Consider the following 6,320-nt stretch of genomic DNA (forward strand, 5'->3'; position numbering starts at 1 on the left):
GGGGGGACCCGCGGCGCGGCCGGGGCGGCGACCCCGTCGGCGTCCACGTCCCCGGCCTCCACGTCCCCGGCCTCCACGTCGCCGGCGTCCACGTCGGCGGGCGAGGGCTGACCGGCGGACGGCTCACCGGCCGGGGCACCGCTCACCGGGGAGACCAGGTGCCACGGCCCCGGGCCGCAGACGGCCCAGCCGTCCATGGCGGAGGTGTCGAACGCGGGCAGGTCGGTGAGGGCCGGCAGCGGCTCGGCCAGGGTGTGGCCGATCGCGCGTTCCAGCGCGCGCAGCGCCGGGGGCAGTGGGCGCGCGGCGCGGTAGGCGGTCTCCCGGGCGGCGTGCCAGTCAGGTGTGCGCTCCCCCGACAGGCCCAGCTCGGCGAGGAGCGGTTCGAAAGCCGGGTCGTCGGCGGGCGGGCCGGACCGTCGGCGTCGGCGGTGCTCGGCGGTGGGCGGAGCCTCCGGACGCGGCGGCTCCGGCTCCTCGCCGGTGGCGCCGCCGTCCCGCGCGTCGCCGCCGTCCCGCGCGTCGCTGCCGGGTCCCTCGCCTCGGTCGTCGTCCGCGGCCGATTCCGCCCGTGGGCGCGGTGGGTCGTCGTCCAGGTCCAGATAGAGGGCGGGGTCCGGATAGGGCTCGGGCCCCGGGCCGCTTTCGGGTGCCCGGCGGGCGGCGGTGGCGGAGGCGTCGGCACGCCCGCCGGTGTGGCCGTTGGCTAGGGCCAGCGCGTCGTCGAAGTCGTCGCTCATGCCGTGTCCCGCCCCGGCCCGCCGGCGGCGCCGTCGGCGGCACCGCCCGGGGTCGCTTCCGCCTGCCAGCGGGCGGCGAGTTCCCCGATCGCCCGGGCGGCGGTCGCGGGGTCGGTGCCGTTGCGGGCGGCGGCGTACCCCAGCAGATAGGTCGTCAGCGGCGCGGCGGGCCGGGCCACTCCGTGAGCGGCGTCACGGGCGGCGTCGAGCAGGACGCCGGTGTCCACGTCGGTGTCGATGTCGAGCTCGGCCTTGACGGCGGCCAGCCATTCCTCCAGCACCCGCCCATGGTCGCTGATGCGGGCGCGGGCGGCGGCGATGTCGGCCCAGGTGTCGCAGTCCAGGGGGCCGTTCGTGGCGATCCGGCGCAGTCGCAGGCCGGGCAGCAGCCGACGCAGCGGCAGTCCGGTGAGCGCGCCCCCGTGTTCGGCGCGCAGCCGGTCCAGCTCGCGGCGCAGCGGCCCGGACCGGTAGGCGGCGGTCAGCGGCTGGTCACGGCCCTCGCCGTCGGTGAGGATCACCCCGTCGGCGTCCGGCGGCGGGGTGGTCAAGTCGCGGAGCAGCGCCGGGTCGAGGAACGGCAGGTCGGTGGCGAGCAGCAGGACGACGGGCCCCGCCGAGGCGGACGCCTCCGGCCCGGCGGGAAGGCCGAGTGCCTCGACCCCGGCGGCCAGCGCGGCGAGCGGGCCACCGCCGGGCGGGTCCTCCCGGACCCAGCGCACCGGACGCGCGGTGGGTCGGCGCGGGCCGACGACGACGGTGACCGCCGCGTCCGGGCAGGCGGACAGCACACGGTCCAGCAGGGTCCGGCCGCCCACCCGCACGGCGGCCTTGTCGGCGCCGCCCAGGCGCCGCGAGGCGCCGCCCGCGAGCACCACCGCGAGGGGGCCGGCCCGCTCCGGCCCGGCCGCGTCCGATCGCTCACGCTGCCGCCGTTGTGCGCGGCGCTCCGGTCGCTCTCGTTCCTGGCGCTCCATAGCGGCAGTATCCCCGCCGGGTGGGGGCTGCGGGCCCGTTTCCGTTCACCGTCGGAGGGGCGGGTTTTCCGCACATCGTCGCCCGGAGTGACCACGCGGGGTGAAGCAGGTGACTAAGGTTGGCGTCGTGTCCGAATTCGTTCACGAGGCGCGCTCGCGCAAGCACGCCCTGCTCCGGATGGCGAGCGACGATCCCGTCGAGCGGCGACTGGTGCAGGAGTACGCCGAGGCGACCCCCGACCCGCCCCCGATCGTCGCCCGTCGCGGCATCGCGACCCGCGGCTGCCCCCGCTGCCTGCGCACCATGTGGCGGCAGTGGGACACCGGTCCGCTCTGGGTCTGCTCCGGCTGCGGCCATCTGGAGGACGGCGGCTGACGCGAGCACCCCCGCCGGGCCGGGTCAGCGGCCGCGGGCCGGCCGGCCCCGTTACGACGTCTCGCCCGCGAGCGCGGTGAGCGCCGACAGCTCCGGCGGAGTCAGCGAGCCCGGGCGCCGCCCCTCGTGGGCGAAGACGTTGGCCATCCGCTGCAGCACCTCGTTGACCGGGGTCTGGATGCCGTGCAGCCGCCCGAGCAGCACGATCTCGCCGTTGAGGTAGTCGGCCTCGATCGAGCCGGTGCCACGGGTGAGGCTCTGCCAGGACGAGCCGCCGCCCGGTTCGGCGCCCGCGACCGGGCGCACGTCCATCCGGTCGCCGCGCATCCGCTGCTGCTCCTCCGCGCCGGCCGGCTCGATACCGGCCGCGGTGAACACCGCTACGGCCTCCGCCCGCGCGTGGCGCAGCAGTTCACCCGCGCGCGGGTCACCGCGCAGCGTGCTGCCCCCGACGGCGTCGAGGGAGTTGGCGAGGTTCATCAGCAGCTTGCCGTACTTCCACCGCATGACGTCGCCGGGGACGGGCGCCGCGAAGTGGGACTTCTCCAGGTCGGCGGCGATCAGCTTCGCCGTGTCGTCGGTGCCGCTCGGGTAGCGCCCGATGTGCAGCATCCCGGTCAGCGGCGCGCAGTGCGCGACGACGTGGCCGGGCCGCAGGAACTGGGCGGGAAGCCAGACGCACATGCCGTAGACGTGGCGGAAGCGGCGCAGCGCCAGCCGCTCCCCGGCCACCCCGTTCTGTGCGCACACCAGCGGCAGCACCTCGCCCGCCGTGCCGCCGCCCTCGACCGGGCGGGTGGCCCAGGCGTCGAGGGCCGCGGCGGCGTCCTGGATCTTGACGGCCAGCACGAGGACGTCGTCCGGGCGCAGGGTGACCTCGGACGGGCCGCCGACGGCCCGGGCCGGCAGCGTCAGCGCCTCCTCGGGCGTCGCCAGGTGCAGACCCTCCTCGCGGATGGCCGCCAGATGGTCGCCGCGGGCGACGAGGACGACCTCGTGGCCGCTCTGGAAGAGCCGCCCGCCGATGGCTCCGCCGACCGCCCCTGCCCCGATGATGATGTAGCGCATGAGGCCGATCCTGGCACGGATCGCCTCGGCCGTCTCCCCCTGGAGCGGCGGGGCGCGGGCTCCGCGGGCGGCCGGGTGACAGTGGCCGGGCGGCCGGGTGACAGTGGCCGGACGGCGGCCGGGCGCCCGGGGGGCGCGCTCCGCGCGACGGGGAGTCCGGCGTCGCACGGCACCACCGGGCGTTCACCTGTTCGGCTCAGCCCGGGGAGCGCGGAGCGTGGGGTCGGGGCTGTCCTGGGAGGGTCGCCGCCGGTACCCCGGCGGCGGGGAAAGGAGAGTTCGCCATGAACTCGACCGCTGCGTCACACCCCGGCACGGTCTCCCGGCCGGTCATGTCCGGCTGGCTCGGCTTCGCGGGTGTGCTGCTGTTCACGCTCGGCCTGATCCATCTGATGACGGGGCTGGCCGCCCTGTTCAAGGACGACTACTTCCAGGTCGCCTCGGGCGAGCTGCTGGTCTTCAACTACGCGGCGTGGGGCTGGATCTGGCTCGCGATCGGCGTGCTCCAGATCGCGGTGGGCGTCGGTGTGCTGCGCGGTGCGGCGGTCGCGCGGGCGGCGGGCGTCGCCCTGGCGGTGGTGGCGCTGGTGGGCCAGATCGCCTACCTGGCGGCGTTCCCGTTCTGGTCGCTGATCGGGGTGGGCCTGTGCGTGCTGGTGATCTACGCCCTGCTGACACCGCCGGACGACGCGGTCGGCATCTGACGACCGCGACGGTGCCCGGACGGCCCCGAGGAGGACCCATGAGCCACGAGAACCCCCACGCCCACGACGACGGACCCGGCGACGGACCCGAGGACCGGGGAGGCCGCGGACGGGTGCCGTCGCACCTCAACCCGGTGCCCCCGCTCCCACCGCACCTGCCGCCCACCGGACCGGGACCCGCGCCGGGACCCACGTCGGGACCCGCGTCGGGTCCGGAGCGGGCCGGACCCGGAGAACCCCGGGAGCCCTGGGCGGCGGCGACCGCCGCCACTCCGGGAACGGCGCTGCTGGCCAATCTGGCCCGCGGCGCGTGGCAGGCACTGCTGGCGGGCGGGGTCGCCGCCTGCCTGCTGGGCGTGATCGTGCTGATCTGGCCCGGTCCGACGCTGGTGGTCGCCGGTGTCGTCTTCGGCCTGTACCTGCTGGTGACCGGGGTGGTGCAGCTGGTGGCCGCCTTCGGCACCCACATCACGGCGGCGATGCGGACGCTGGCGTTCATCAGCGGCGCCGTGTCGGTGCTGCTGGGCCTGTTCTGCTTCCGTGGAGCGACCCAGTCGGTGCTGCTGCTGGCGCTGTGGATCGGCATCGGCTGGCTGTTCCGGGGCATCACCGTGACCGCTGCGGCGGTCAACGACCACCAGACACCCGCGCGGGGCTGGCAGATCTTCATCGGCGCGGTGAGCGCGGTCGCCGGTGTGGTGCTGATCGTCTCGCCGATCGAGTCGGCCGTCGTGCTGACCGTCGTCGCGGGGATCTGGCTGCTGGCGCTCGGCGCGACCGAGATCGTCACCGCCCTGCGGCTGCGCCGGGGCGCGGACGTCGCCGGTCTGCGGTGACGCCCGCCGCCCTCCGGGTGGCGGACGGCGGACGGCGGACGGCGCCGCGGCGGTCAGTGGGCGGTCAGTGGTGGAAGCCGGACCGGGCCGGGGCCGGGCAGGGGCCGTCGCCGAGTTCGGCGACGGCCGCCCGCAGGTCCCGGCCGAGCAGCGCGATCTTGTCGAAGCCGATGCCGTGCCGGATCAGGACCCGCTGGATCACCGTCTCCTCGCGCTCCGGCGGCAGCGGGTACGCCGGGACCTGCCAGCCGCGCAGGCGCAGCCGCTCGGTCAGGTCGTAGAGGGTGAACGGACTGTTCGCCGGGTCGGTCAGCTTCCACGAGACGGCCGGGAGCGCGCCCTCCCCGTCGTAGAGCAGCGTGAACGGGCCCATGCCCGCGACGTCCGCCGCGAGGGAACGCGCGGTGGCGGCGGCCGCCTCGTACACCTTGCGGTAGCCCTCGCGGCCCAGGCGCAGCAGCGTGTAGTACTGCGCGACGACCTCCCCGCCGGGCCGGGAGAAGTTCAGCGCGAAGGTCGGCATGTCACCGCCGAGGTAGCTGACCCGGAAGACCAGTTCCTCGGGAAGCAGCTCCGCGGAGCGCCACACCACCCAGCCGACACCGAGCGGCGCCATCCCGTACTTGTGGCCCGAGGCGTTGATCGAGGCGACGCGCGGCAGCCGGAAGTCCCACTCCAGGCCGGTGTGGAGGAACGGCGCGATGAACCCGCCGCTGGCGGCGTCCACATGGATCGGGACGTCGTGCCCGGTGTCGGCCGCGATGGCGTCCAGTTCGGCGGCGATGGCCGCGACCGGCTCGTAGTCGCAGGTGTAGGTGACACCGAGGATGGCGACGACGCCGATGGTGTTCTCGTCCACGTACTGCCGCAGCTGGTGCGGGCGCAGCCCGGTCGCGTCCGGCTCCAGCGGGACCTGCCGCAGCTCGACGTCGAAGTAGCGGGCGAACTTCTCCCAGCACACCTGGACCGGGCCGCACACCAGGTTGGGCCGGTCGGCGGGCCTGCCCTCGGCCTGACGGCGCTTGCGCCACCGCCACTTCAGGGCGAGACCGCCGAGCATGCACGCCTCGCTGGAGCCGGTCGTCGAGCAGCCGGACGCGGCCCCCGCCCCGTCCGCCCCGGGGGTGGAGGGGGCGTTCCACAGGTCGGCGATGATCCGCACGCACCGCGACTCGATCTCGGCGGTCTGCGGGTACTCGTCCTTGTCGATCATGTTCTTGTCCAGGCAGAGATCCATCAGTCCGTGGACCTCCGGCTCCGCCCAGGTGGTGCAGAAGGTGGCGAGGTTCTGCGAGGAGTTGCCGTCGAGCGCCAGTTCGTCGCGGATCAGCTCGAAGACGGCGCGCGGCGGCGAGGTCTCGTCGGGCATCCGGAAACGCGGCAACTGGCGCTCGGAGACCGGCAGCGCGTAGGCGTCCTCCAGCGGGCTGTCGGAGTCGTCCCCGATCTGATGCAGTACCACGGCTGACGCACGCTCCCGTCGTTGTCCGGCCGTGCACCTGGCCGCCGGCCGCCGGAGGACCGATCGTGGTCGGGCGGCCGATCCGGTCGGGCCGGGGCACGCCGGACGGCGCGGCATTGCGCCCGGTCGGTGGAGCGGAGGGGCGCGGGGCGGGACG

6 protein-coding genes and 1 pseudogene are annotated in these 6,320 nt (G+C 75.6%); 3 read left to right on the forward strand and 4 right to left on the reverse strand.

Annotated features, from left to right (window positions below):
* A pseudogene (locus E0D90_RS22430) lies at window positions 1-740 on the reverse strand (hypothetical protein); the annotation flags it as partial.
* Window positions 737-1,717, reverse strand: coding sequence for an NTP transferase domain-containing protein (locus E0D90_RS22435; protein WP_130799832.1), 981 nt, complete (start codon window positions 1,715-1,717; stop codon window positions 737-739). The pseudogene E0D90_RS22430 and the gene E0D90_RS22435, both read right to left, overlap by 4 nt.
* A gap of 127 nt (window positions 1,718-1,844) precedes the next feature.
* On the opposite strand from E0D90_RS22435, the gene E0D90_RS22440 reads away from it, so the two are divergent.
* A complete protein-coding gene (locus E0D90_RS22440; protein WP_227870409.1) occupies window positions 1,845-2,093 on the forward strand; it encodes a hypothetical protein in 249 nt (82 codons plus the stop codon).
* 51 nt (window positions 2,094-2,144) lie between these two features.
* Here E0D90_RS22440 and E0D90_RS22445 read toward each other — a convergent pair whose 3' ends face one another.
* Complete coding sequence (locus tag E0D90_RS22445) at window positions 2,145-3,161, reverse strand: ketopantoate reductase family protein (protein WP_103501627.1); 1,017 nt, start codon at window positions 3,159-3,161, stop codon at window positions 2,145-2,147.
* A gap of 284 nt (window positions 3,162-3,445) precedes the next feature.
* Between E0D90_RS22445 and E0D90_RS22450 the strand changes: the two genes are divergently transcribed.
* Together E0D90_RS22450 and E0D90_RS22455 are read left to right on the forward strand one after the other, a co-directional pair.
* Complete coding sequence (locus tag E0D90_RS22450; protein WP_103501626.1) at window positions 3,446-3,865, forward strand: DUF7144 family membrane protein; 420 nt, start codon at window positions 3,446-3,448, stop codon at window positions 3,863-3,865.
* Between the two features lie 38 nt (window positions 3,866-3,903).
* Entirely contained in the window at window positions 3,904-4,701 is a 798-nt protein-coding gene (locus tag E0D90_RS22455) for an HdeD family acid-resistance protein (protein ID WP_130799833.1), read from the forward strand.
* 64 nt (window positions 4,702-4,765) lie between these two features.
* On the opposite strand, the gene gad is transcribed toward E0D90_RS22455, so the two are convergent.
* Entirely contained in the window at window positions 4,766-6,163 is a 1,398-nt protein-coding gene (gene gad / locus E0D90_RS22460) for a glutamate decarboxylase (RefSeq protein ID WP_227870410.1), read from the reverse strand.
* Window positions 6,164-6,320: the final 157 nt, after the last annotated feature.

This window comes from Streptomyces otsuchiensis (genome assembly GCF_004305975.1).
In the GTDB taxonomy this organism is placed as follows: domain Bacteria; phylum Actinomycetota; class Actinomycetes; order Streptomycetales; family Streptomycetaceae; genus Streptomyces; species Streptomyces otsuchiensis.